Source organism: Winogradskyella eximia, from assembly GCF_003386165.1.
Classification (GTDB): domain Bacteria; phylum Bacteroidota; class Bacteroidia; order Flavobacteriales; family Flavobacteriaceae; genus Winogradskyella; species Winogradskyella eximia.
In genome coordinates, this window is the sequence record NZ_QRDV01000008.1 from 161,567 (window position 1) to 185,749 (window position 24,183).

Consider the following 24,183-nt stretch of genomic DNA (forward strand, 5'->3'; position numbering starts at 1 on the left):
TTTATAAATTTTTAATCTTGGTTGTCATTAAAGGCCCTAACTCATAAATACTTGCTATTAGTTCTTCCTTTAATGGTTTAATTTCATCTGTTTTACCCGCTGCTTTATAAATCTCAGCAACATGATATAGCACAGCTGGCTCAAAGGTTTTACCATCTACAAATTCTTCAATAATTTGATTTGCTTTATCAACATCACCTTGCTTAAAATAACTCCAAGCTAATAAATCGTAAGACAATGGTGTTGGTCTGTTTTCAACTTCTGTAGTCGCAAAATCTATAGCAATTTCTGGTAGTAATAAATCGTCTGTAAAAAGCGTCACATTGTATGCGTTGTACATATCACCATATTGCTTGTTACTTACGGCTACCTGATAATTTTCTAAAGATTTTGACTTTAAGTCCAGGTTATTCTGAAATTCTGCAACCTCAGCTTTTAATAATTCGTAATCTGGTGCTTGGTAGTAACTTGAAACATGGTCTAAAATTTTTAAAGCCTCTTCTGCATTATTCTCATAAGAATATACAATCCAAGCAATTCCTTTTTTAGCATAAGCATCATTTGGATCTAACTCTAAAGCTTTTAGAAAATATTTATATGATTTTTTAATATCGCCTGCATGTCCATAAAAATCTGCTGAGTTAGTGTAAGCCCATTGTTTCATACCCTTTAAATTAGAAGATTCAGCAATTTGTGTAGCTTTCTCCATGTTTTCAATGGCTCCTTCCAAATTACCATTATGATCTTCCCACTTTGCTAAACGTATTAAATAATCAAAGTCAGATGTGTTTTTAATCGCTTCTAAATACGATTCTGCTTCAATATAATTTCCCAATTCTAAATGTACATCAAAGAGCATTTTTTTAGTTCCATTGATTTTATCACCAATGGCTTCGGCTACCTTTAATTTTTCTAATGCTTCTTTAAATCGATGTTGAGAAATATAATTTGCAGCTAAACTTTTTAAATAAGAGCCATTTTTCTCATTGGTAACTTTAATAGCCTCAAGTAAATCATACTCAGCTTGTTTTAAATATTCTATATTTCCTGTAGCACTAAATAGTTTTGAATATGCACTTGCACGTTTTCCTAAGTATGGAAATTGATTTGGGTTTGCATCTAGTTTGTCTGTCCAAATTTGCGCTGCTGCCAATAGTTCAGTTTGGCTGTCTGTGTGTGTTAAATATGTATTGTAGTCTTCTGCATTAGTAACCTGTTTAGAATTACAACTAAAGACTACCACTAATAAAATAAAGGGAAAGATTTTTTTGAGTATCATGGTTATAGGTTTTTGAGTTTTCAATTAAAATAATCTTGAAGTAAAGTGTAAACTTCACTTCAAGATTTTAAGATTTATAGCTTACCAAGGTGATGCTAGGTAAGGAAATGATGATAAAAATGCTTTATCATTCGCATTTACATTATCATTTGATAACCCTGGATTTTCTGAAAAATCTTCACCACCAAAAATCAGTAATAATTCTACTGTAATAACATCGTCAGCCAAAGCTCTACCTGTTAATACATTAGTTCCGTCATAGAAAGTAGTTGTCCCATCTAAAGACACATTAAGGACATCAGTAGCCAATAAACCTGTAAATTGAGCAGAAGTTAATGTTAAGGCATTTGCATCTGTAGGTGTATTATATGCAGGACTCAATCCTTCTAAATTATTTTGAAACATTGTTTGAAATGCTGCACCTTGCTCTGAAGGAATTGTGGTATTAAAAGCATCTTTCATTCCACTCGATACAAAAACAGTGTTTACTGCTGGTCTTCCCATTTGATCTTCTTGCGTGTATGTTCCGCTAAAATTTGGTTCTGTTGATATGTTTATATCATCATCGTTATTACAATTTAAAGCTGTCACTGATACTAAAATTGCAATGGCGTAAAGTTTTATATTATTAATTTTCATCTGTTCTAATTTTTAAATTTTAATTATTGTTTTCTTTTAGATTCTACCCAAGTATTTATGGTTCCTGAACCACCAATCATAGATTTTGGAACTTCAATCACTATAGACATTACATTAGTGCCTGCAAAAGTGTCTGTACCTGGACTATTAAAACTGGAAGCATTGCCTGCTATAATTTGTCCATACTGTGCAAAATCCATAAAGAATGGATCATCTCTTGGGCCAGCGAAAAATTTCATTCCATTAGCATTTTCAATAATGGCGCTTGCACCATAAGCCGAAATATCTACAGATGCTTGATTTGTTGTGGTAGAAGCAATTGTACTATTTAAACCTGTTTGCGATGGAGCAACTGGCCCGAAAAAATACATTTTGCCATCTCTTGCTGTAGCTTGGATCACCAAATCCTCTACCTTATCATCATTAGTATCAATGTTAAATTCTATTAGAACATTCTCATCGAAAGCTGCATTTTGAGTATCGCTACCAGCACCCAATAATCCTTGAACATTAGCAACAAATGCAATGTTAGAATCGTCTTCACCTTCAAAGGCATAAAAATCTGTGATGTCACTTGTACCACCTTGTACTGCAGGAGCATCAATGTGATCCGCAGCAATTGCTACCAATGTCGCAATACCTAGTACTGCTGTTGAAATTAAAAATTTTGTTTTTTTCATAATTTTGAGATTTTTGTTAATTAATTGTGTCTCTGCTCTACCTACGAAAAAATGAAATAGGCGGTTTTGTTAAAGTTTTGTTAACGAAATAAAATCGTGGAGTTTTGGTATAAAAATTTACCTTTGCTACATCAAATAAGATGTTATGAATCCATCAGCTAATGGCTGGATAAAAAAATTACTCAATCAAGTCTCAGAGACGAAGTACGCTGAGACAGATAGCTACGAGTTTTACAACCGCTTAAAACAAGCTGGATTTATTTATGGAAGTAACATTAAAGTGGTTTTAGATATCGTTAAACCATTTGATCTCACTGAAGAAGAACGCTGTAAAATTAATCTGCTTCTCACCTATTATTTTGTTTACAAAAAAGGAAAATCTCAAGAAGATTTTACAGATAGTTTAATTAGATACTACAAAGCTATTAGCGATCAGAAACGTTCGTTTTTTGAAGAATTGTTTGGAGATAAAACACCAGATAGTTTGTTGGAAAAAATGATACATAAGCGTATTCATATCGATGATAATTTTATTACCAAAAACTTTAATTATTTTTTAATTAATGCCCTTTTATTTGTTGATGTGTTAGGCTATCAGCGATTTTTAAAGGATGAAAATGATATAAAGAACTATGTCAATAATCTTGAATCGGCATTAGAAACTATTGTATTCTCAGTTATTGATAATAAATCTGAAAAAACAGAATACGACGAAAATCTTATAAGACTGTTTGAAGACTCTATTAGACAAAAGAATGCAGAATTGCCATCTTACAAAGATGCCGTGTCATTTATAGATGCTCCGTTTGAAAAACTATATGCTATAGACCTCGTTTGCATGGCGTCTTGGACAGATAAGATAATAGACACTGAAGAACGAGAATTCTTAGTGCGTTTAAAAAATGATTTAACTATTGATACTGATATCATTGCGCAATCTATGAATGATATTAATTTATTTTATGATGAGCACAAAGATGATGTAGCCTTTTTAAGTTCTAAAAATCTTGCACAGAGTTTTTATGACAATAGCAGTAAAGTGGTTTCTAAACTTATTACCAGAAATAGTAAGCGTTTAATAAAAGAATTATCGGAAAGCAAGGAAGCCATGACACTACTTGCGCAATCTACACAACGAAATCTTACTGATGATGAACAGAAAAAGATTCAAACTCAGTTATTAGATATTTTTAAATCTATTCCTAGTTTGGCTATTTTTATGCTACCTGGAGGCATGTTACTTTTACCGCTGTTTATAAAGTTTATTCCTAAATTATTGCCATCTGCTTTTGATGATAATAGAATAGATGATCAAAAGAAAAACGATTAAAATAATACACTTCCTTGATAAATATTAAAACCAATTAGTATTTATTCTAACCAATTTTTAAAATCCTTTACGCGTTCTCTAGCAACAATAATATCTTGCTCGTTAAAACGGTTCAGTTTTATTTGAAGTCGAGAATTGGTATAACTTACCATATCTTTTATGGCATTGATATTTATATAGAATTTTCTACTAATTCTAAAAAACACATTGGGTTCTAATTCTTCTTCTAATTGATCTAAAGTTGCATCTAAAAGATAATTTCTGCCTTCATTGGTATAAGCATACGTGCCCTTATTTTCGCTATAAATACATTCTATATCTTCAATATTTATCAATTTTAAATGCTGACCAACCTTTACAGAAAAACGCTTTTTATATTCGCGCTCAATAGGATTAACCAATAGATTCTTTATATCATTAAAATCTAAAGTAACCGATTGTTTTTGAGGTGTTCTTCCGTTATATTTTTCAACAGCCGTTTTTAAATCCTCATCATCAATAGGTTTTAATAAATAATCGATACTATTTAGTTTGAAGGCTTGTAAAGCATACTCATCATAAGCCGTTGTAAAAATCACAGCCGACTTTATATCAATAGCTTCAAAAATCTCAAAAGACAAACCATCACTGAGTTGAATATCTAAAAAAATCAAATCTGGATGTTCGTTATTCTGAAACCAGTCTATCGATTCTTCAACAGAATGCAACATGGTATCTGTATTCATATCCAAAGCTTTTAGCATGCGTTGTAGTCGTCTTGCTGATGGTTTCTCGTCTTCTATAATGATTACATTCATTCTTTTAAATTTGTTTACTTAATAACTTAACTATCTATTCCCAAAAGGTCTTTTCTTCTTCTTTATCTTTTAGAAACTGTGCTGTTTTTTTGTCTTCCCAACTCTTTTTAAAAATTCGTTTTCCTTTAAAAACATTTAGTCCATGGATAATAATAAAAACCGTCCAACCCACTAAAACACTCAGATTTAAACTAATGATGTTGTTTTTATATGGTCCTGCCACAATATATAAATTATATAAAAGAAGTGCTACCACTACCACATAACCCGCTAAATGAATATAGAAAACTTTTACTTTTCTAACCTTATCCTTTGCTTTTCTTAACTGCTGTTTTTTGAGATCTTGATTCATAATATTAGTATTAAATTACTCCCAATGTTCACGGTCTTTATCCATATACTCTTGTATTTTTTTCTTTTCCCAATCCTTATTAAACAGAAAATTTGGACCAAAAACACCCAAGAAATGGAACACTAATCCTATGCCCCAAAATACAGCTGTCGCATAAGGGCCAAATCCAGAAAAACCAGCATTAACACCTATTAGTATTATTAAAAAAATATTGACAACCACATAAACAGCTAAATGCCAATAAAAACCAATTAAAGCATCTACTTTTTTCTTGGCTCTTAAATAAGCTTCTTCAGTTCTAAAATCGCTAGATTTATCTGGTTCTTCGTATGGTTCTATATGATATTTTTCCATTGTACGTTATTTTTAATCTTTTTGTAATTCATCATTCATATATTTTTCAATTTTTCGCTCTTCCCAATCCTCTCCTAAGATAAGCGGAAGTCCAAAAACTGAAAATGCATGCAACGCAATTGCTATTCCCCAAACTAACCATGTAGCAAGGGTAGAAAAATCATAAAAAGCTTGATCAAATGTTTCACCCATATTCATATTACTCATCACTTTTACAACTGTAATAATAGTGTTAATTACAAAGTAAACTCCTAAATGCGTGTAAAAACGCTTTAGCTTTTCAACTTTATTTTTAGCTTTTAAAAACTTTAAATTTGAATCTTGTTCTTTCATAATTTCATAAAATTAATTCCAACGATTCTTCTGATCTTGCTTGTTCATGTATTCTTCAATCTTTCGTTTTTCCCAGCCAGCGCCTAGAGCTCCATCATCTACAAACACTCTATAAGCTTGAAAAACTAAACTTAAACCCCAACCAAAAGCTGGAAACCAAAACCATTGTATCGTCATATAAGAATAATTATACCAGATAAAAACTAAAAATGGTATGACAAATACGTAAGAAATTAAACTGTAATAAAACCCTTTTAATTCTTCTACGCGTTTGCGAGCTCTAACATAATCATCGTTAAGACGCTCTTGTGATTTTTGTGCTGTTCTCATGATTGAAACTTGTTTTGTGAGCATCGGAATTGCTACTGCAAAATCCTTTTCTCGTTGATTGATGTGTACTATTCGTTTTGAAAGTAGTTGGTATCGTTGTTTTATATTTTCTAAACCAACACCACTACTCTTCTTTACTATTTGTTTTGGTTGCAAATTATTCATCACTACCAAGTAATCTCCATCTTCGTATATTTTGACATGTAATGGTTTAGTTGTTGTTACCATATTATGCTTTACGGCATTTTCTAAAAGTAACTGTAATGATAAGGGCACTACTTTGCTTTCTGGATTTGAGGCCTTATCCGGAATTTCGAAAATGATACTATCTTCAAATCGCATTTTTAAAAGCGACATGTATGTTCTGGCAAAATTCAATTCTTCATCTACCGTTACCAATTCTTTACTTTTCTGTTCTAAGACATAGCGGTAAACTTTTGATAATGACGTTGTAAATTTTTGCGCGTTTTCTGGATTTTCTTCAATTAAGCTTGTTAATACATTTAAACTATTAAATAGAAAATGAGGATCTAACTGGTTTTTTAAAGCATCAAACTTGGCGCTTGCTGCACCTGCTATAACCTTTTGTTCTTTTATTTTATTTTTCTGGTAACGATTATAGAAATAAACAACATGAAAAACAGTTACAATAGTTAAGGTAACCCATAAACCAAAGGAATAACCTCTCCAAGATTCTCGACCAATAAAGGTCTCAAAATCCATATCGTATAAAACTATCGCAGTAAACAGTCTTAAAAAAAATATACCTATTAGAGTAATAACCGTACTACCAATACTACCGTAAATCACTCTTTTAATAGTTTCTCCTGGTTTCCATGTACGTTTTTCCATGTAATAAAAAAACGTCATATTAGAATACCCTAAGACAAATGCATAGAGTTGATAAAACCCAAAGTCTATTAAAAAATCACTAACAGATTTAAATTCAAAACCACCAGAAAACAGATGTCCTATTACAAAGACTGCACTACCAATAGCAAAGGTTAGTATAATTTTTTTTAAAGACTTTTTCATGTGTTAAATATTTATTATGCTTTGCATTCTTTAGCTACCATTACTGCACGTTCTTTCCCCCAATTTGGATGAAGTTCACTCTTTGGTTTAAAGGTATCAAAAAGTTTAAGCGATGCTTCAATGTCTTTACAAAATGGAGCTGTATCTTGACCAAAATATTTTGCGCTATTTAAGTTCCAATCTGCTTTACAAAATGTAGCTCTAGGATTCTTTGGTTCTAACACTAACGCTTTGCTATATAATTCATTTATTTTTGCTCCATATTTCATACCGTAAGTCATTCCATCAAAAACAACCCAATTGGTAAAAATCTGAGCTTGCATTACCATTAACTCGGCATTATCTTCACTGATCGTCATTGCCAAATCTAAATGTTCTTGTGCCTTATCTAACTGCGCTTTTAATACGGTTCCGTCTTTCTCATTCCAGCTTTTTAAGCTATTAATCTGAGCAATGTAATAACTAGGCAACCATTCTTTTGGTTCTGCTTTTGCTATACGTTCAAACATATTTTCTGCATCGTCCATGTTACCGTTTTGCCAAAGAGTAAAGGCTTTAGTCATTCCTTTTTCAAAATTTGTTTGTGCAGTTGCAATTCCTGACATTACAAGTAATGCGATGATGATTATATTTTTCATTGTTATAATATTAAAGTGTTATAGTTATTGATTTGTTGTCTCTTAATTCAAATTTAGCATCTTCCCATTGTGGTGGTCCCATGAAACCTTTAGCATCATTAGAGCATCCGTAATCTTCAGAAGGAATACCAAAAAAGTTGGTATCCATTTTTCCATTATCGTTTTCATCATGAAAGATTGAAACAGCATAAGTTCCATTAGGAATATCTTCAAAAGTTACTGTACATTGATTATTTTTTATAACACTTTTAGACCCTTTATACGATGTGTTTAAAAAGTTATTTTCAGCATTATAAAGCGCAATAAACATTTTACCATCATTATTACTAGCCTCTTTAACATTCACCGTAATTGTGAAATTGTCTTGAGCTTCTAGTTGAAACCCTAAAGAACTAATAATAAAAACAATAATGATTTTGGTAAGTATATTCATGGTTATATAATTTTATTTGATACAAATATCGAATACAAGTCTTGGTTTTTAAAACTGATATTACTGAAATGTGTTTTTTATATGATGAACTGTGATTATTATATAATTCTATTCAAAAACCGTAACTTTTCAATGAAGTTTTATACTTGTATTACTAAAGTGACTGAGCTTTAAAAATAATGCATTAAATAATGAAAGCAACATTTAAACTTGTTACCTACAAAAAAAGTATGGAGGAAAAAGACGGTTTTGCCGTCACTGTTATTACGTCTTTTATACTCGTTATGGCTGGTGCTTACTTAGTTATTGAGTTAAAAATGAACCCTTTTATTATTGGTATTATACTTATTGGTTACAAATATATTATTGGTCCATATATAAGAAAACAGTTTACAGATTGGGTTAAGGAAAGAGATATTACTGGTATTGTGGAATTCTTTGACGACTATTTAGAAGTTAAAAACAATACAAACTCCACAAAAATATTCTATGCAGAATTAGAATCTATCTACATAAATTATAATCACATAAAGGGAAAATCATTTTCTGCAAAAGACATTATACATAATGGTTTAGCAGAAATAAAACTGTATACCAAAGACGAAGAACTAAAAAAATTCAAATTTCTAATAGAGAATGAAAATCAAATTAATGACCTAAAACCTATTTGGAAAAACTTATACCTTTCAGGCATATTTATACGTGAAAAATTAGGGAACCATGAGCATAAAACAATTATGTTTGATGGAGATTTAACAGACGACAAACTCAAATCTTTAATGACAGAATTACAAGTGAGTTCATTTTACAAACCGCCTTTGCGCCATAAAAAACTCAACTAATGGAAATAAAAAAAGACCATCTATTACAGATGGTCTTTTTAAATAAGATATAAGATATTGCTTAAAACATATCTCTTCCTGCAAAATGGAATGCGCTTTCAATAGCTGCATTTTCATCACTATCACTTCCGTGAACAGCGTTTTCTCCAATAGAAGCTGCGTATAATTTACGGATAGTACCTTCAGCTGCATCAGCAGGATTAGTAGCTCCGATTAAAGTTCTAAAATCTTCAACAGCATTGTCTTTTTCTAAAACTGCTGCAACGATTGGTCCACGAGTCATATATTCTACTAACTCTCCAAAAAATGGACGTTCGTTATGTATTGCGTAAAATTCCTCAGCATCTGCTTTGGTCATTTGCGTTAATTTCATTGCTACGATTCTAAATCCTGAAGCAGAAATTTTTTCTAATATTGCGCCAATGTGTCCTTTTTCAACAGCATCAGGCTTTAACATTGTAAATGTTCTGTTAGTTGCCATGTATTTTTTTTTAATGAGGTGCAAAAGTAATGTATTTCTTTAATTAATCAAGTACTTCAAATATTAAAAAATTGTATCTTCGTCAACTATGAATAAAGGACAGATTTCCGAAATAAAAGCACTTTTAAGTACACCTAAGAATATTGTGATTGTACCACATAGAAATCCAGATGGAGATGCCATGGGTTCTACATTAGGCTTGTATCATTATTTAAAATTATATCATCACAATGCAACTATAATTGCACCTAACGATTATCCAGATTTTTTAAAATGGCTGCCAGGAGATGATACCGTTTTAAAGTTTGAAGCCAACCCAGAAGAAAGTCATCCTCTTATAGAGGCCGCAGATCTTATTTTTACATTAGACTTTAATGCCTTTCATAGAGCAGGACACCAAATGGCTGAAGTTTTAGAAAAATCTGAAGCTATTAAAATAATGATAGATCATCACCAACAACCAGATGATTACGCTAAGTATATGTACTCGGATGTAAAAATGTCCTCAACCTGCGAAATGGTTTATAATTTTATTGAAATGCTTGGCGATGTAGCTAAAATCAATTCTACTATTGCAACATGCTTGTATGTTGGTATTATGACGGATACTGGGTCTTTCCGCTTCCCGGCAACTACTAGTAGAACACACGAGGTAATAGGACAATTAATAGAAAAAGGTGCTGAGAATTCTCAAATCCATAATAATATATACGACACCAACAGTTACAGTCGTTTACAACTTTTAGGTAGAGCCATGCAAAACTTAAAGGTAATTCCAGAATTAAGAACAGCTTATATGACACTTTCTCAAGCTGAATTAGATGAATTTAACTTTAAAAAAGGAGATACCGAAGGATTTGTAAATTATGCATTATCCTTAAAAGGCATTATATTTGCTGCGATTTTTATAGAAAACAAACAAGATAGCATTATAAAAATCTCGTTACGTAGTAAAGGAGAATTTTCGGTTAACGAATTTTCTAGAGCACATTTTCACGGAGGTGGACACACAAATGCTGCAGGAGGACGTAGTGATGATGATATGCCAACAACTATAAATAATTTTATTAGTATATTACCACAGTATAAACAAGAGTTGTCCCATACCCAAAATGGGCTTTAAAATTAATTAATATGAAAAACCTACTCATCGTATTTACCATTGTCTTACTCTGTTTCAGTTGTAAATCACCAGAAGCTCGCATGCCAGAATCAGTACAATCGGGTTCATTCTTAAAAGCCTCTGCAGAACGTAACAAAAAACTGAACGAGCACGAGCATAAGCAAATTCAAGATATTATTAAAAGTAATCCTAATAGAGACTACATTGCCTCAGAAAGTGGTTTTTGGTATTATTACAACACTAAAATGGAACGTGATACCATTCAACCAAAATTTGGCAACGTCATAAATTTCACTTTTGATGTTTCTAATCTTGAAGGAGACGAAATTTACGCTAACACCAACAAAACCTATGTCATGGACAAGGAAGAATTGTTCACAGGTTTGCGTGAAGGTTTAAAACTCTTAAAACCTACCGAAACAGCAACATTTATATTCCCATCCCAAAAAGCATTTGGTTATTATGGAGATGAATATAAAATAGGAACTAATGTTCCATTAATTTGTGAAGTAACCTTAAACACTATAATTCAAAAAAATGATTAAAAAAGCGCTTACAGCATTCGTTGTACTAGTAGTATTGGCAAATATATCTTGCCAAGAACGTTATCCTGATTTAGAAGATGGGCTTTATGCCGAAATTGTAACCTCTAAAGATACTATGGTTGCAAAATTATTCTTTGATGAAGCACCCGTAACTGTTGCCAACTTTGTTGCATTAGCAGAAGGGACACATCCTTTGGTTAAAGAAGAATTTAAAGGAAAACGTTATTATGATTCATTAACGTTTCACCGTGTTATGAATGATTTTATGATTCAAGGTGGTGACCCAACCGGAACTGGTAGTGGTGATCCTGGATATAAATTTGAAGATGAACTTGTTGAAAATTTAAGACATGATAAACCTGGAATGTTATCTATGGCAAATCCTGGTGTTAATGCTAACGGAAGTCAGTTTTTTATTATTGAAAAAGCAACACCTTGGTTAGACGGCTATGATGAGCAAGGTAATTTAAAAGATTGTGCAAATCCTAGAGTATATTGTCATGCTGTATTTGGTGAGTTGGTAAAAGGCTTAAATGTGCTAGATACAATCTCTAATGTTAAAGTAGAGCCTAGATCTAATAAACCTTTGGAAGATGTTGTTATTGAAAAAGTAAATATTATAAGAAAAGGTTCTGCAGCAAAAAAATTCGATGCACCTAAAGTATTCACTGAAGAATTACCTAAAATTAAAGAAAGAGCTGCAAAAGCTAAAGCCGAAGCACAAGCTAAAGCTGAAGAAGCTAAAAAAGAAGCCAAAGCTAAAGCTGATTTAGCAAGAACGGAATTCTTAAAAAAGAATGAAGAATTAAAAGGACGTAAAATTGAATCTCCAACAGGTATGGCTATGATTTTTACACATGAAAGTAATGGTGTAAAACCAAAACCTACAGATCGTGTAAATATAGAATGTGCTGGTTATTTAGAAAATGGAGAGTTGTTCTGGACCACTTGGAAAGATGTCGCTGAAAAAAATGGAAAATACGACGAACGAACTGATAAAGCTGGTCGTTATACTTATTTTGACATGCCTTACAACGAAACCGCTACCTTAATAGCAGGTTTTAGAGAAGCTATGTTACATATGAAAATAGGTGATAAAGCAAGAGTTTATATTCCTTACTATTTAGGTTATGGCGAAAGAGGAAATCCTCCTGTAATACCTGGAAATGCTAACCTTGTTTTTGACATTGAATTAGCTGGAATTAAAAAATAGTTACTATTACGGAATAATATAAAAAGACCTGTTAAGTTTAGAACTTAACAGGTCTTTTTTTTTTTTTTGCACTAATTTCAATATTGTCTTTACTAGAAAAACAATAAAGTGAAATTTATTATCCCATATAACTAAGCTTTAGGTATATTTTTTAATATCTCTAATACAAATTTCCAATACTTTTGAGCAGAAGAAATCTGTGCACGCTCATCTGGGGAGTGTGCTCCTTTAATATTTGGTCCAAAACTAATCATATCCATGTTTGGATAGTTTGTTCCTAAAATACCACATTCAAGTCCTGCATGGCAAGCTGCAACATGTGGTTTTTCACCATTATTTAAACGCTCGTAAATTGGCACCATTAATTTTAAAATGTCCGAATCCATGTTTGGAGCCCAACCAGGATAATCACCAGAAAACTCAACTTCACAACCTGTAAGTTCAAAAACAGAACGCAATGTATTTGCTAAATCTAGTTTTGTACTTTCTACAGAACTACGTGTTAAACAGCCAATTTTAATGTGGCCATCTTTTACAATAACTCTAGCGATATTATTAGACGTTTCTACTAAACCTTCAATATCCGGACTCATACGGTATACACCATTCCAAGCCGCATACAAAGCTCTAGTTAAGCCCTCTTGCACTCCTAAATCCATTATTTTCTCTGGAGTCTCTGTTTTAGAAACAACAATTTCTAAATCTGGCTCCATCGTTTTAAATTCAGTTTTTAGACTATCACCAAGGTCTTTCATTTCTGCTTCAAAAGCAGCTTCATGTACAGCATCAATTGCAACAATTGCATTACTTTCTCTTGGAATAGCATTACGTAAACTTCCACCATCGATTTCAGAAATACGAAGTCCGAAGTTTTCAAAACCATCAAATAATAAACGGTTCATTAATTTATTGGCATTACCTAAACCTTCATGAATTTGCATTCCGGAATGTCCACCTTGTAACCCTTTTACTGTAATAGTATAACCCAATTTAAATTCAGGTGTTTCTTCTTCTTTGTACTCGCGTGTTGCCGTAACATCTACTCCACCAGCACAACCTACTCCAATTTCGTCATCCTCTTCTGTATCTAAATTTAAAAGAATATCACCATTAAGTAAACCTCCTTTAAGGCCTTTAGCACCTGTCATGCCTGTTTCTTCATCAATAGTAAACAATGCTTCTAAAGCCGGATGCGCAATAGTCTCACTTTCTAAAATAGCCATAATTGTTGCTACCCCAAGTCCATTATCTGCACCAAGGGTTGTACCATTGGCTTTTACCCAGTCTCCTTCTACAAACATTTCAATACCTTGCTCATCAAAATTAAACACCGTATCGTTATTTTTTTGATGTACCATATCTAAATGGCTCTGCATTACAATAGGCTTTCGGTCTTCCATACCTTTTGATGCTGGCTTACGGATAATTACATTCCCAACTTCATCTTCTATTGTTTCTAAACCTAAATGTTTTCCAAAATCTTTCATGAATTGAATCACACGTTCTTCCTTTTTTGAAGGTCGTGGCACAGCGTTTAAATCTGCGAATTTATTCCATAATTCTTTTGGCTCTAAGGCTCTTATTTCTGAACTCATATGTCTTTATTTTATTGAATTGCAAATTTACAAAATATGAACCATTCTTTTTTGATTTTAGGAATTGAAAGCTTTTTAAGATTCTAATTTAAAACGGAGTTTGAATTTGATAATAATAAACCCTTTTGTACTGCAGTTTTTTTTTCAAAGTTTAGTAATATTTTGTGGTTATGTTGCGTATATTTAGGTGTTAGCACAGATTTGAAAACTGCAACTTGAGATCAATAATTTACATATCAATTTTGACTTTTTTACTACTTGGATGTTCGAATCCAAAACGGAATTTAATTGTTGTGGAAAACGATTATGAAATTGATTTAACCGAATTAGATTCTGTACGTGAAAATCTAAACGGATTTTGGATTCCTGAAAACCACCTAGATTCTGAAAATATACTCTGGTTGGATTTTTACAAAAAAAAAAAAATTGCGACTTGGGAAACAATCCCATTTACTGAAGAAATTAAACGAACTAAATCATTACCAATAAAATCTTGTCCGACTTTAGCTGGATTGATAAAATTGAATGGTAAAGTCCAAATGGAATTTGTCAGTTTAGGAGGTTCGGACACAACCGAAATCGAATCTTTGGCCAAAACGAAATTCAAAATAAACGGAATGACATATTTAAGACATAAAGGTTATGATTTTTTAAAAACTTGGAATGTTCACGGATATGAATCTAAAAAATAAAAAAACTTATGTTAACAACGCGTATAATTTATTGCTAGTAATAGCATACTTACGAAAATCCTAGCTAATTTTCTATTCGGTTTTTGTTTACTAAATTACGCAAATAACCAAATATATACAGATTGTGATGCATTAGAGAGCAACCAATAAAATTTAAAAGAATAATATTAATAATAGATTTTTAATTAGGGAAAAGGAAAAAACGAACAACGGATTTTGGAGTTTAACTTGTAATGTACATTTTAAAAATCAAATTGTCGGACAATAATAATTTATTAATTCCTCTTCCCTAAATAGTAACATTGTTTAGTCAAATCTATAAACTAAACCAAACTGGAATCCATTAAATTCAGCGAATAAATCAGACGATGAACTAAAATCATCCTTTAGAGAATTTGACAATGCTAAATTGTACCTTGCTTCGATGGAAAGCCTATTTGTAATATCATAAGATACACCTAAAGAAACACCAAGATAATAAGAATGAAAATTTTCATTAGTGTTTAATAAAAATCCCAAATTTGGACCAGCCAATACCTTAAACTTTTTTCCGATTCTATACTTAGCTAAAACAGGAATTTGAAGTTGGTCAAAATCATTTTTAATGTTCACATAAGTAACTTCAGGCTGAATATAAAACCTTTCAGAAATTGAAAATTCTACGAAAGCACCTATGTACAAACCATCATTATAATTTTTGTTGTTTTTTAATCCATCTCCTTCAAATGTTGTATTTGTTTCTCTAAAAGATTTAAAATATCCTGATTTAACTCCAAATTCGGTTTGAGCACTCAAACTTGATATTGCTAAAACTAAAATAAGACTTGTAAGTAATAATTTTTTCATGTGAGATTGTTTTTATGTTATAACTCAAAACTAGTAGTTAAACAAGAAGGCTATCTTAATTAAACCCTAATTAACTTTTATTTTCATCTTCATTAACTTTTATTTTCATCTTTATTAACTTCTATTTAACAGAACATCAAGCTTTAACAGAAAGAAATCGGAGTTTTCGTCTTATTAAAAACAACCAATGACTTTTATGCAAACCGAGTTGAACATAATTATTAAATAGAATAAAAAAAGACACCTCAAGACCGTGTATATTTAATTGCTTGGTAGAGCCTACTTACAAACATTCCTCCGGAATATTCTAGCTATGATTTATTTCCTAACTTAGTTGCCTAACCGCGCAACACCCGAGCGTAGCGAACAGACGAAGTAAACTACATACGAGACTGTTAGCACCAATTTAAATAAAATGAATCCGAATACTTTGTATGACATAAGATATAGAACGACATTGATGGTCTTCACTGTTCTAATATTTCAAATTTTTGGATGTAAACAGCTACCTGAAAAACCCGAAGAGACTGAGAAATTGAGTAAAGTCAATTTTCACCATGTTCATCTAAATGTTACAGACAGAGATTCAACTATTGCATATTATCAAAAATACTTTGGTGCAACTCAAGTAAAATATCGAGATCGAGTGGATGCTCTTTTTACGGAAAAATCATTTTTACTAATGAATCTTGTCGATACTGCACCATCGACACATTTGGGTTCTAGTTTATGGCATATTGGTTGGTCTGGTGTAGATGGTCAATCTGAGTTTGATTGGAGAGTCAATGAGGGAATAGCGATACATACCGACATTACACCTCTTGGTGATAATTTTTGGATGTACTTTCTTGGTCCAGAAAAAGAAGTTATAGAGGTATACACGGGAAATAAAAACCATAGATTTGAACATATACATTTACTATCAACTGATGTTGATAACACTATGAACTGGTTTGAATCCCATCTTGGCTTCATTCCAGAATATGAAGAAGCAAAGCAATGGCAGAATAACGAGCTTCGGTGGAAATGGAATTTATTAACCGTCAATAATATTAATATCATTGTATTTGGCAAACCCGTTGAAGAAGAATCGTGGTGGACTAACGAAGAAATTAAACCTACTGATGGAAGCGCAATCGATCATATTGGTTTTTCAACTGAAAATATTGAACTTCTAATGAATAAAATGAGATCTGATGGGCTAGATATTGTTCATGATATAAAAATGGATTCTATTCATGGAATGAAAAGTTTTTTTGTTAGAGGTCCTGACAGTCTGCTAGTAGAAATAGTTGAAGAAAAGCAAATTCCTGAAGGTATCTGGCACTAATAATCCGAATAGACTAAACATTTAAAATAAATAAAAACGAGCGCTAACACAGTGTATAAGTAATGAATAATACTCACCTACTTGCGAAAATCCTCGCGGAATATTCTATCTGTGATTTATTTGCTAAATTAGGTGCTTAACCATGAACAAAAACGTTGTAGCTAATACAAAAAAACTCAAGAAACAAAATTGAAAAAGCAAATTTTAGTCATTTTAGGAATCCTGATTTTAGTTGTAATCGGATTTTTTGCCTCAAAAAAAATTAATCTAAATCCGAATTACGAAGTCGGACAAAAAGTTGATGAATTAAATGGAGTTACTGTATATTACAATGGTGGAGTTGAAAATGTTAGTGGACGTGAATTAACTGAAGATGGATATAATCTTGGACTGAAATACCAATGTGTCGAATTTGTAAAACGTTATTACTACCAAGAGCTGAATCATAAAATGCCTGATAGTTATGGACACGCAAAAGACTTTTTTGATTCTAATGTAAAAGATGGAAAGAGCAATAAACGACGGAATTTAATTCAATATACAAATCCAAGCAAATCTAAACCAAAAGTCAATGATTTAGCAATATACTCTGGAACAACTATGAATAAATACGGACACGTTTCAATTATTTCCAAAGTGACTGAAAAAGAAATAGAAATTATTCAACAGAATCCTGGTCCTTTTGGAAAATCAAGAGAAAAATATAGCTTGATTAATGAAGATGGAAAATGGAAAATTAACAACGACAGAATTTTAGGTTGGTTGAGAAAATAAATAAAAGCACTAGGTACAACATTGTCTATAATTAATTACTAGTTCACTTCCGACTTACGAACATTCTTGCAGAATATTCTATCTGTCATTTATTTGCTAAATTAGGTGCTTTACCATACAACTCGTCATATACAAAACTGTTGTAACCAATTTGAAAAAAATTAGAAACATAAAAGAATTATTAGGAATAGACATTGATTTTCTTTATAAAAAATCAATCTTTAAAGCTGATTTAATTAGTGACCCAAATGATACTCGGAATTTTTTAGTGTTTGAACTAAATTTCAAATTTCTAGAAATATTTGATCAATTCCAGATCTCAATATTTAACGGCAAAGCCCTACATCTTGAATTTCACAGTTCGGATTATGAACCTGATAATTTAAAAAAACTTTTGGATTTGATTCTAAATGAATATGGAAATGATGAAAATAATCAAAGCTCAACGGATTCTCTAAACCATATGAGTTGGTGGTTTAAAGATAATGAACACTCACAAACTTATGATGATTATGAAAACACGGATGAACTGTATTACGGAATAATGATTTCAGGAAATAATGCAAAAGGAATTGAGCTTCCTATTCTTTCCTATTCCAATATTGACTTGAACTTTAATAAAATAAACTGGCTACAAAAATATGTGTAATTGCTTGTTTATAGCCTACTTACAAAATACTCATGGGATTTTTATTTACTAAATTAGATAAAGAACCATGCAACTAATTAGTTACAATAACAATATGATGCTATCTTATTCCTAAAACTAGAAAGGTTTTTACTTTTTAGAGCAACTTCACTCCCAATAGCAATCTAGATTACAAGAAAATCAACAAATCAATCCCATCTTTTTTCCTATTTTTGGTCTATGTTCAAAAACAAAAAATTAGGTTTAGTTATTTTCTTAGGAATTCAAATTGTTTTAATTTCTATATTGAAGCATTATCCTGAATATGTTGAGCAATTTTACAGCAATGGACTTTATGTTTTCGTATCTAAACTCAGTCGCTATGTTTTTGGTTGGATACCTTTTTCGGTTGGAGATATATTCTACACACTAGCGGGAATTTATGTAATTAGATGGTTAATTATAAATAGAAAACGCATCTTTAAAGACACCAAAAACTGGTTTCTAGATATTGGAGCAACGTTGTCAATCGCTTATTTTGCGTTTCATGTCCTTTGGGCATTTAACTATTACAGACAACCTCTTTACAAATCCTTAAATCTTGAAGCTGAATACACCACTGAACAACTGATTTCATTTACAGAAAAATTAATTCAAAAATCGAATAACCTACACCTTCAATTAGCAAAAAACGATACTTTAAAAGTTGAACTACCTTATACTAAATCTGAAATTTTAAGTAAAGTAAAAGATGGCTACAGTACACTTTCAGAAATATATCCGCATCTTGAATATCATCCAAAAAGTATCAAGAAATCCATTTACAGTGTGCCTTTAACTTATATGGGTTTTTCAGGATACCTAAATCCATTTACAAATGAAGCTCAAGTAAATGGCTTAATTTCAACTTATAAATTCCCAACCACATCTTGTCACGAAGCCGCTCATCAATTAGGTTATGCAGCCGAAAACGAAGCGAATTTTATAGGAAGTTTGGCTGCCATTCATAATAAAGATGTTTACTTTAAATATTCTGGTTATACGTTTGCGCTTCGGTATTGTTTAGCGGAACTTTATAAAAGAGATCCAGAACGTTACTTAGCCATTATGTTTTCAATTAACAAAGGCATATTAAAAAACTACCAAGAAGTCCAAGATTTTTGGAAGTCTTACGAAAATCCAATAGAGCCTATTTTCGAAAAAACGTTTGATAGCTTCTTAAAAGCAAACAATCAATCTGCTGGTATGAAAAGCTACAGTTATGTTGTTGCATTATTGGTTAATTATTATGAAGACAAACCGTTATAATTTCAATTAAGCACCTAAACTTAACATACACTAAATCTTCATTTACCTTATTTAAAGGACATTCTCTCGTCTTAGAAAATGTTAAAGTATTCTAATAATGAATACCCATTTAGCTATAATTCTTATCTTTAGAATTCAATCTAACCAACCAAAACCATATGATTAAAGTTCATTTATGGCTGCTCATTTTTATGTGCAGTTTTTCGTTATTTGCACAAGATTACTTTCCGAGTAATTCTGGAGTCATTGCAAACAACTCTAACTACACAGCATTTACAAATGCTACGATCCACGTATCACCAACCGAAATAATAGACAATGCCACGCTCCTCATTAAGGATGGTAAAGTGGTGAGTGTTGGTAAATCAGTAAACATTCCGAAGAACACTACAAAAATTGATCTTACGGATAAAACCATTTATCCGTCTTTCATTGACTTGTATACCACGTTTGGTGTAGAAAAACCCAAACGTGGAGGCAACGGTCCACAATATGGAGCAAGCCGAAGCGGTTATTATTGGAATGATCATATTATGCCAGAACAAGACGTCATGGCAAGTTTTAAATATGATGTAAAATCAGCATCTGAGCTACACAAATTAGGCTTTGGTGTTGTAAATACACATATGCCAGATGGTGTTGTTAGAGGCACAGGTGCTTTAATTGCACTTAATAATAATGCGGATAATGCTATGCGTGTTGTTGATGGTGAAACCACACAACATTTATCATTTAGAAAAAGTGTAAAATCTCGCCAATCGTACCCATCTTCAATTATGGGCAGCATGGCTTTATTGCGTCAAATGTATAATGATGCCAAATGGTATGAAGCAGGACATATTGATACCAAAGACTTATCACTAGAAGCTCTGAACAAAAACAAAAACTTACTTCAAATTTTTGAAGCTGGCAGTAGAGCCAATTTGATGCGAGCAGATAAAGTTGGAGATGCTTTTAATATTCAATATACCATTGTTGGTGGTGGCGATGAATACGAACGTATTGATGAAATCAAACGCACAAACGCCACTATTATTCTTCCCATAGATTTTCAATTGGCTTATGATGTTGATGATCCATTCTTAGCAAGTACATTGTCTTTAAGCGACATGCGTGCTTGGAATCAACAACCACATAATCCAAGACTATTGGCTGAAAACGGTATAAAATTCGCGTTAACCACACATGGTTTAAAATCGAATAAAAGCTTTTCTTCTAATTTAATGAAAGCGATTGAAAATGGGCTTTCTAAACAAAAAGCATTAGAAGCTTTAACAACAACTCCAGCCGCTTTATTAGGTAAATCAGATGTTTTAGGCACTTTAAAAACGGGAAGCTATGCTAATTTCTTAATCACTGATGGTGATATTTTTGAAAAGAAAACCAAACTCTATGAAAATTGGGTTCAAGGTACAGTAAACGTTATTGCTAATATGAACACAACAGATATCGATGGCGATTACAATTTTAAACTTACTGGAAGTGACTATAAACTTACCATTTCTGGAAGCGTAAGTAAACCAACAGCGAAACTTGAAAGTGATAATAAAACTTTAGGTACAAAAATGAGCTACTCAGATGACTGGGTTAATCTTACGTTTAAAACCGCTGATAGTACTAAAAAAGAATTTATAAGAATTGTAGCCAATGCTTCAACAAATAATTCATTAAACGGAAAAGCAATTTTACCAAATGGCAATGAATTATCATTTTATGCTAATAAAAATAAAACCAAAGATTCTGATAAAAAAGGAGACAAAAAGAAAGTTGACGATGCTACAGATACTCCATTTATGAGCCCTATCACCTATCCTAATTTAGCTTACGGATTTACTGAGAAACCAAAATCGGAAACTTTATTATTCAAAAATGCAACGGTTTGGACAAATGAAAAAGAAGGTGTTTTAGAACAAACTGATGTCTTAATTAAGGACGGTAAAATTTCAAAAATAGGAAAAGACCTATCGAGTAAAAACGCAAAAGTTATTGATGCTACAGGAAAACATATTACGGCTGGTATTATTGATGAACATTCACACATTGCTGCCGCTTCTATAAATGAAGGAGGTCAAAATTCTTCAGCAGAAGTGACTATTGAAGATGTTGTAAATGATGAAGACATTAATATTTATCGCAATTTGGCAGGTGGAGTTACTTCTATTCAAATTTTACATGGGTCTGCAAATCCTATTGGTGGACGCTCAGCAATCATCAAACTAAAATGGGGAGAAGCAGCAGACGATTTAATCTATGACAATACTCCTAAGTTTATCAAGTTTGCTCTAGGTGAAAACGTAAAGCAATCGCGAAGCAGAACCAATTCGCGTTTCCCACAATCGCGAATGGGTGTTGAACAGGTATTTGTCGATTATTTTACCAGAGCAAAAGCTTATGACCAATTAAAGAAAAGCGGTAAACCATACCGACATGATGCCGAAATGGAAACACTTGTTGAAATTCTAAATGGTGAGCGTTTTATTTCTTGTCATTCTTATGTACAAAGTGAAATTAATATGCTGATGAAAGTTGCCGAGCAATTTGATTTTAGAATCAACACATTTACGCACATCCTTGAAGGTTATAAAGTAGCTGATAAAATGAAAGCACATGGAGTTGGTGGTTCTACATTTAGCGATTGGTGGGCTTATAAATATGAAGTAAATGATGCTATTCCTTACAATGCTGCGATTATGCATAATGCTGGTGTTACTGTAGCCATTAATAGTGATGACCCAGAAATGTCGCGTCGTTTAAATCAAGAAGCTGCAAAATCTGTAAAATATGGTGGCATTACTGAAGAAGAGGCTTTAAAGTTTGTCACTTTAAATCCGGCAAAGCTTTTACATCTTGATGATCGCGTTGGAAGTTTAAAAGTTGGAAAAGACGCAGATGTGGTCTTATGGAGCGATCATCCGTTATCTATTTACGCTAAAGCTGAAAAAACGATTATTGAAGGAGTAACCTATTTTGATTTAGCTAGAGATCAACAAATGCGTGAAGCCATTAAAAACGAAAAAAGCGAACTCACAAACTTAATGCTTCAAGATAAAAACAAAGGCTTAAAAACACAGCCTGTTAAGAAAAAAGAAGAGAAATTAATGCATTGTGACACCATGGATTCACACCACTAAAAACAATTTAAAATGAAAAACTTAAATAAATTAAATAGTCTATTGTTTTTGTTGTGTGTTACTTTAGGATTCGCACAGCAAACACCTGCACCTAAGCAAACCAAAGACTTTGCGATTGTTGGTGCAACCGCTCATATCGGTAATGGTACTGTAATAGAAAACAGTATTATAGTAGTAAGTAACGGAAAAATAGTAACGATTGGACCAGAAGCTACAACTCCACTCACCAGACAAGCCATGGATATTATTGACGCCAAAGGAAAAGACGTCTATCCAGGTTTTATTGTAGCTAACGGCACCCTAGGCTTGGTTGAAGTTGATGCTGTAAAAGCCTCTAATGACTTATCTGAGATGGGTACTTATAATCCACATATTAGAAGTATAATCGCTTATAATACCGAATCTAAAGTTACTGAGTCTATGCGACCGAATGGCGTATTACTTGGACAAGTTGTTCCAAGAGGTGGCCGTATTTCGGGTACCTCATCTGTAGTACAGTATGATGCTTGGAATTGGGAAGATGCGGCTATAAAAATGGATAATGGAATTCATGTTAATTGGCCAAGTAGTTTTAGCCGTGGTCGTTGGTGGTTAGGTGAAGATCCAGGTTTAAAGCCTAATAAGGATTATGCTAAACAAGTAAAAGAATTATCAGATTACTTCAATGAATCTAAGAGTTATAATAAAGGAAATAAGTCCGAATTACATTTACCTTTTGAAGCTTTAGGTGGCTTATTTGATGGCTCTAAACGTTTATATATTAATACTGATGACGAAAAAGGCATTACTGATGCTGTAAATTTTGCGAAGTCTCAAGGGGTTTCAAAAATCACAATTGTTGGTGGCTACCAAGCGGGTAATATCGCTAGTTTTTTAAAACAAAATGATGTGTCTGTCTTTTTAAGACGAATTCACTCTAGACCAGAATTAGAAGATGATGATTATGATATATCTTACAAACTCGCAAAACCATTGGTAAATGCTGGTGTTCTAGTGGCTTTAGAGCCAAGCGGACAAATGGAACGTATGAATTCTCGTAACCTTCCGTTTTATGCTGGCACCACTGTAGCACATGGACTAACCAAAGCACAAGCCTTGCAATTAATTACTCAGAATCCTGCAAAAATTATGGGTATTGATGATATGTATGGCACTTTAGAAGTTGGCAAAAGCGCAACACTTTTTATTAGTGAGGGTGATGCCTTAGATATGCGCACCAATCAATTAACACATGCTTTTATTGATGGTAGAAATTTAAGCTTAGAAACTCACCAAACAGAACTTTGGAAACGGTTTTCAGAGAAACCTATACAAGAAGATTAACAACTATTAATTTACACCCCTCAAGTCCCCTCAAGGGGACATTCCGACCAAGTTTATTCTTTGGATTGTCCCCTTTTGAGGGGACTTTAGGGGTGTTTTTAGTTTAAAAGTTAAGCTACTATTAAATTACATCAGCACGTTTACGTAACATC

At 32.4% G+C, this 24,183-nt stretch carries 25 protein-coding genes; 12 read left to right on the top strand and 13 right to left on the bottom strand.

The window, feature by feature from the left end; translation table 11 throughout:
- Nucleotide 1: 1 nt before the first annotated feature.
- The 3 genes from DFQ10_RS15635 to DFQ10_RS18770 form a co-directional block, all read right to left on the bottom strand.
- Nucleotides 2-1,279 carry a tetratricopeptide repeat protein gene (locus tag DFQ10_RS15635; protein WP_115818462.1) on the bottom strand — a complete coding sequence of 426 codons (1,278 nt, stop codon included), beginning with the start codon at nucleotides 1,277-1,279 and terminating at the stop codon, nucleotides 2-4.
- An 81-nt stretch (nucleotides 1,280-1,360) separates the two neighbouring features.
- Nucleotides 1,361-1,918: a DUF4331 family protein gene (locus DFQ10_RS18765; protein ID WP_115818375.1), complete on the bottom strand. Its 558-nt coding sequence runs from the start codon at nucleotides 1,916-1,918 to the stop codon at nucleotides 1,361-1,363.
- A gap of 23 nt (nucleotides 1,919-1,941) precedes the next feature.
- Nucleotides 1,942-2,598, bottom strand: coding sequence for a DUF4331 family protein (locus tag DFQ10_RS18770; RefSeq protein ID WP_115818376.1), 657 nt, complete (start codon nucleotides 2,596-2,598; stop codon nucleotides 1,942-1,944).
- Between the two features lie 145 nt (nucleotides 2,599-2,743).
- On the opposite strand from DFQ10_RS18770, the gene DFQ10_RS15650 reads away from it, so the two are divergent.
- Nucleotides 2,744-3,928 carry an LETM1-related biofilm-associated protein gene (locus tag DFQ10_RS15650; RefSeq protein WP_115818377.1) on the top strand — a complete coding sequence of 395 codons (1,185 nt, stop codon included), beginning with the start codon at nucleotides 2,744-2,746 and terminating at the stop codon, nucleotides 3,926-3,928.
- A 41-nt stretch (nucleotides 3,929-3,969) separates the two neighbouring features.
- On the opposite strand, the gene DFQ10_RS15655 is transcribed toward DFQ10_RS15650, so the two are convergent.
- From DFQ10_RS15655 to DFQ10_RS15685, 7 genes are read right to left on the bottom strand one after another with little or no spacing between them, the layout of a single operon-like run.
- The gene (locus DFQ10_RS15655; protein WP_115818378.1) at nucleotides 3,970-4,725 is read right to left on the bottom strand and encodes a LytR/AlgR family response regulator transcription factor; all 756 of its coding nucleotides are present in this window, start codon (nucleotides 4,723-4,725) and stop codon (nucleotides 3,970-3,972) included.
- Between the two features lie 34 nt (nucleotides 4,726-4,759).
- Nucleotides 4,760-5,077 (bottom strand): 2TM domain-containing protein, encoded by a 318-nt coding sequence (locus tag DFQ10_RS15660; protein WP_115818379.1) that lies wholly within the window; start codon nucleotides 5,075-5,077, stop codon nucleotides 4,760-4,762.
- Nucleotides 5,078-5,092: 15 nt separating this feature from the next.
- Nucleotides 5,093-5,431: a 2TM domain-containing protein gene (locus tag DFQ10_RS15665; protein ID WP_115818380.1), complete on the bottom strand. Its 339-nt coding sequence runs from the start codon at nucleotides 5,429-5,431 to the stop codon at nucleotides 5,093-5,095.
- Nucleotides 5,432-5,443: 12 nt separating this feature from the next.
- Entirely contained in the window at nucleotides 5,444-5,764 is a 321-nt protein-coding gene (locus DFQ10_RS15670) for a 2TM domain-containing protein (RefSeq protein ID WP_115818381.1), read from the bottom strand.
- Between the two features lie 12 nt (nucleotides 5,765-5,776).
- Nucleotides 5,777-7,129 (bottom strand): histidine kinase, encoded by a 1,353-nt coding sequence (locus DFQ10_RS15675; RefSeq protein ID WP_115818382.1) that lies wholly within the window; start codon nucleotides 7,127-7,129, stop codon nucleotides 5,777-5,779.
- Between the two features lie 14 nt (nucleotides 7,130-7,143).
- Complete coding sequence (locus tag DFQ10_RS15680) at nucleotides 7,144-7,767, bottom strand: tetratricopeptide repeat protein (RefSeq protein ID WP_181897656.1); 624 nt, start codon at nucleotides 7,765-7,767, stop codon at nucleotides 7,144-7,146.
- Between the two features lie 10 nt (nucleotides 7,768-7,777).
- Nucleotides 7,778-8,200, bottom strand: a complete 423-nt coding sequence (locus DFQ10_RS15685; protein WP_115818384.1) for a DUF2141 domain-containing protein — start codon at nucleotides 8,198-8,200, stop codon at nucleotides 7,778-7,780.
- A 191-nt stretch (nucleotides 8,201-8,391) separates the two neighbouring features.
- Between DFQ10_RS15685 and DFQ10_RS15690 the strand changes: the two genes are divergently transcribed.
- Nucleotides 8,392-9,042: a hypothetical protein gene (locus tag DFQ10_RS15690; RefSeq protein WP_115818385.1), complete on the top strand. Its 651-nt coding sequence runs from the start codon at nucleotides 8,392-8,394 to the stop codon at nucleotides 9,040-9,042.
- Between the two features lie 61 nt (nucleotides 9,043-9,103).
- On the opposite strand, the gene DFQ10_RS15695 is transcribed toward DFQ10_RS15690, so the two are convergent.
- Complete coding sequence (locus DFQ10_RS15695; protein WP_115818386.1) at nucleotides 9,104-9,523, bottom strand: nucleoside-diphosphate kinase; 420 nt, start codon at nucleotides 9,521-9,523, stop codon at nucleotides 9,104-9,106.
- A gap of 88 nt (nucleotides 9,524-9,611) precedes the next feature.
- Here DFQ10_RS15695 and DFQ10_RS15700 point away from each other — a divergent pair, with 88 nt between their 5' ends.
- Genes DFQ10_RS15700 through DFQ10_RS15710 form a run of 3 tightly spaced genes read left to right on the top strand, consistent with a single transcriptional unit; the run spans nucleotide 9,612 to nucleotide 12,404 of the window.
- Entirely contained in the window at nucleotides 9,612-10,646 is a 1,035-nt protein-coding gene (locus DFQ10_RS15700) for a DHH family phosphoesterase (protein WP_115818387.1), read from the top strand.
- A gap of 11 nt (nucleotides 10,647-10,657) precedes the next feature.
- Nucleotides 10,658-11,191: a gliding motility-associated peptidyl-prolyl isomerase GldI gene (gldI, locus tag DFQ10_RS15705; RefSeq protein ID WP_115818388.1), complete on the top strand. Its 534-nt coding sequence runs from the start codon at nucleotides 10,658-10,660 to the stop codon at nucleotides 11,189-11,191.
- Nucleotides 11,184-12,404, top strand: a complete 1,221-nt coding sequence (locus DFQ10_RS15710) for a peptidylprolyl isomerase (protein ID WP_115818389.1) — start codon at nucleotides 11,184-11,186, stop codon at nucleotides 12,402-12,404. The genes gldI and DFQ10_RS15710 overlap by 8 nt, the downstream gene beginning before the upstream one ends.
- 131 nt (nucleotides 12,405-12,535) lie before the next feature.
- On the opposite strand, the gene DFQ10_RS15715 is transcribed toward DFQ10_RS15710, so the two are convergent.
- Nucleotides 12,536-13,999 carry an aminoacyl-histidine dipeptidase gene (locus DFQ10_RS15715; protein ID WP_115818390.1) on the bottom strand — a complete coding sequence of 488 codons (1,464 nt, stop codon included), beginning with the start codon at nucleotides 13,997-13,999 and terminating at the stop codon, nucleotides 12,536-12,538.
- A 293-nt stretch (nucleotides 14,000-14,292) separates the two neighbouring features.
- Here DFQ10_RS15715 and DFQ10_RS15720 point away from each other — a divergent pair, with 293 nt between their 5' ends.
- Nucleotides 14,293-14,691, top strand: a complete 399-nt coding sequence (locus tag DFQ10_RS15720) for a hypothetical protein (protein WP_147299236.1) — start codon at nucleotides 14,293-14,295, stop codon at nucleotides 14,689-14,691.
- A 306-nt stretch (nucleotides 14,692-14,997) separates the two neighbouring features.
- Here DFQ10_RS15720 and DFQ10_RS15725 read toward each other — a convergent pair whose 3' ends face one another.
- Nucleotides 14,998-15,537: a porin family protein gene (locus DFQ10_RS15725; protein WP_115818392.1), complete on the bottom strand. Its 540-nt coding sequence runs from the start codon at nucleotides 15,535-15,537 to the stop codon at nucleotides 14,998-15,000.
- A gap of 460 nt (nucleotides 15,538-15,997) precedes the next feature.
- On the opposite strand from DFQ10_RS15725, the gene DFQ10_RS15730 reads away from it, so the two are divergent.
- The 6 genes from DFQ10_RS15730 (at nucleotide 15,998) to DFQ10_RS15755 (ending at nucleotide 24,031) form a co-directional block, all read left to right on the top strand.
- Nucleotides 15,998-16,867, top strand: coding sequence for a VOC family protein (locus DFQ10_RS15730; RefSeq protein WP_181897657.1), 870 nt, complete (start codon nucleotides 15,998-16,000; stop codon nucleotides 16,865-16,867).
- A gap of 189 nt (nucleotides 16,868-17,056) precedes the next feature.
- Nucleotides 17,057-17,641 carry a CHAP domain-containing protein gene (locus tag DFQ10_RS15735; protein WP_115818394.1) on the top strand — a complete coding sequence of 195 codons (585 nt, stop codon included), beginning with the start codon at nucleotides 17,057-17,059 and terminating at the stop codon, nucleotides 17,639-17,641.
- Nucleotides 17,642-17,792: 151 nt separating this feature from the next.
- On the top strand, nucleotides 17,793-18,290 hold the full coding sequence (locus DFQ10_RS15740) for a hypothetical protein (protein ID WP_115818395.1): 498 nt from the start codon (nucleotides 17,793-17,795) through the stop codon (nucleotides 18,288-18,290).
- Between the two features lie 219 nt (nucleotides 18,291-18,509).
- The gene (locus DFQ10_RS15745) at nucleotides 18,510-19,577 is read left to right on the top strand and encodes a DUF3810 domain-containing protein (RefSeq protein WP_181897658.1); all 1,068 of its coding nucleotides are present in this window, start codon (nucleotides 18,510-18,512) and stop codon (nucleotides 19,575-19,577) included.
- Nucleotides 19,578-19,735: 158 nt separating this feature from the next.
- Entirely contained in the window at nucleotides 19,736-22,708 is a 2,973-nt protein-coding gene (locus tag DFQ10_RS15750; RefSeq protein ID WP_245940746.1) for an amidohydrolase family protein, read from the top strand.
- Nucleotides 22,709-22,720: 12 nt separating this feature from the next.
- A complete protein-coding gene (locus tag DFQ10_RS15755) occupies nucleotides 22,721-24,031 on the top strand; it encodes an amidohydrolase family protein (protein ID WP_115818397.1) in 1,311 nt (436 codons plus the stop codon).
- Nucleotides 24,032-24,183 lie beyond the last annotated feature (152 nt).

Coding starts and splice junctions, on each gene's coding strand:
- DFQ10_RS15730 (WP_181897657.1), top strand. CDS start 15,998: ATGGTCTTCACTGTTCTAATATTTCAAATTTTTGGATGTAAACAGCTA.
- DFQ10_RS15710 (WP_115818389.1), top strand. CDS start 11,184: ATGATTAAAAAAGCGCTTACAGCATTCGTTGTACTAGTAGTATTGGCA.
- DFQ10_RS15650 (WP_115818377.1), top strand. CDS start 2,744: ATGAATCCATCAGCTAATGGCTGGATAAAAAAATTACTCAATCAAGTC.
- DFQ10_RS15690 (WP_115818385.1), top strand. CDS start 8,392: ATGAAAGCAACATTTAAACTTGTTACCTACAAAAAAAGTATGGAGGAA.
- DFQ10_RS15685 (WP_115818384.1), bottom strand. CDS start 8,200: ATGAATATACTTACCAAAATCATTATTGTTTTTATTATTAGTTCTTTA.
- DFQ10_RS15750 (WP_245940746.1), top strand. CDS start 19,736: ATGATTAAAGTTCATTTATGGCTGCTCATTTTTATGTGCAGTTTTTCG.
- DFQ10_RS15680 (WP_181897656.1), bottom strand. CDS start 7,767: ATGAAAAATATAATCATCATCGCATTACTTGTAATGTCAGGAATTGCA.
- DFQ10_RS15670 (WP_115818381.1), bottom strand. CDS start 5,764: ATGAAAGAACAAGATTCAAATTTAAAGTTTTTAAAAGCTAAAAATAAA.
- DFQ10_RS15695 (WP_115818386.1), bottom strand. CDS start 9,523: ATGGCAACTAACAGAACATTTACAATGTTAAAGCCTGATGCTGTTGAA.
- DFQ10_RS15665 (WP_115818380.1), bottom strand. CDS start 5,431: ATGGAAAAATATCATATAGAACCATACGAAGAACCAGATAAATCTAGC.
- DFQ10_RS15745 (WP_181897658.1), top strand. CDS start 18,510: ATGTTCAAAAACAAAAAATTAGGTTTAGTTATTTTCTTAGGAATTCAA.
- DFQ10_RS15715 (WP_115818390.1), bottom strand. CDS start 13,999: ATGAGTTCAGAAATAAGAGCCTTAGAGCCAAAAGAATTATGGAATAAA.
- DFQ10_RS15725 (WP_115818392.1), bottom strand. CDS start 15,537: ATGAAAAAATTATTACTTACAAGTCTTATTTTAGTTTTAGCAATATCA.
- DFQ10_RS15755 (WP_115818397.1), top strand. CDS start 22,721: ATGAAAAACTTAAATAAATTAAATAGTCTATTGTTTTTGTTGTGTGTT.
- DFQ10_RS18765 (WP_115818375.1), bottom strand. CDS start 1,918: ATGAAAATTAATAATATAAAACTTTACGCCATTGCAATTTTAGTATCA.
- DFQ10_RS15660 (WP_115818379.1), bottom strand. CDS start 5,077: ATGAATCAAGATCTCAAAAAACAGCAGTTAAGAAAAGCAAAGGATAAG.
- DFQ10_RS15635 (WP_115818462.1), bottom strand. CDS start 1,279: ATGATACTCAAAAAAATCTTTCCCTTTATTTTATTAGTGGTAGTCTTT.
- DFQ10_RS15675 (WP_115818382.1), bottom strand. CDS start 7,129: ATGAAAAAGTCTTTAAAAAAAATTATACTAACCTTTGCTATTGGTAGT.
- DFQ10_RS18770 (WP_115818376.1), bottom strand. CDS start 2,598: ATGAAAAAAACAAAATTTTTAATTTCAACAGCAGTACTAGGTATTGCG.
- gldI (WP_115818388.1), top strand. CDS start 10,658: ATGAAAAACCTACTCATCGTATTTACCATTGTCTTACTCTGTTTCAGT.
- DFQ10_RS15700 (WP_115818387.1), top strand. CDS start 9,612: ATGAATAAAGGACAGATTTCCGAAATAAAAGCACTTTTAAGTACACCT.
- DFQ10_RS15655 (WP_115818378.1), bottom strand. CDS start 4,725: ATGAATGTAATCATTATAGAAGACGAGAAACCATCAGCAAGACGACTA.